This is a genomic window from Pantoea sp. Pa-EAmG (assembly GCF_030024295.1).
GTDB classification, from domain to species: Bacteria; Pseudomonadota; Gammaproteobacteria; order Enterobacterales; family Enterobacteriaceae; genus Pantoea; species Pantoea dispersa.
This window is the reverse complement of the sequence record NZ_JASEWO010000430.1, coordinates 1-469: the sequence shown is the minus strand read 5'-3', so window position 1 is coordinate 469 and position 469 is coordinate 1. Positions and strand designations below refer to the sequence as shown.

The window sequence follows — 469 nt, the reverse complement described above, 5'->3', positions numbered from 1 at the left end:
CTGTTTTCATTTCCTTGCTCTCATAGTGGTAAGGGGTTCTGAAAACACGCATCGGCAGCAGGGGATAAAGGCTTAGCGGGGAAGTGGGATCGCGCTCGCAAAACGCTCAAAAATAATCAAGGCCAGTCGCGGGGACTGGCCTTGACCACAAAGCGTATTATCGGTGGGTGAAATTATCGCACGTTGAAATAAATGCCCGAGGTAACATTATCTGTCAGGCGCACCACATGATAAATAACCTGTTTATTATGCGTTTTAATTTTGCGTTTAATATTGCCTTTATGTGACGAAACAGTTTTCGCTTTGATTTGCATCTTATCCGAAATCTGAATGGTGTCATGACCTGACATCCACATCTTCAGCATATTCGATTCAGTCTGGCTCAATGTCAGTGGATGAATATCCAGCCCGGCAGAAATGCGCGGTGAGGCATTGAGTTTCTTTTGCAGGTAGGTGCCCAGCAGGGAGT

The 469-nt window shown here is 45.8% G+C and carries 1 protein-coding gene; it reads right to left on the bottom strand.

The annotated features are described in order from the left end of the window. Positions 1-173: 173 nt before the first annotated feature. Positions 174-469, bottom strand: a 296-nt coding sequence (locus QMM04_RS23080) for a LuxR C-terminal-related transcriptional regulator (RefSeq protein WP_282997227.1), incomplete at its 5' end; no start/stop codon positions are given.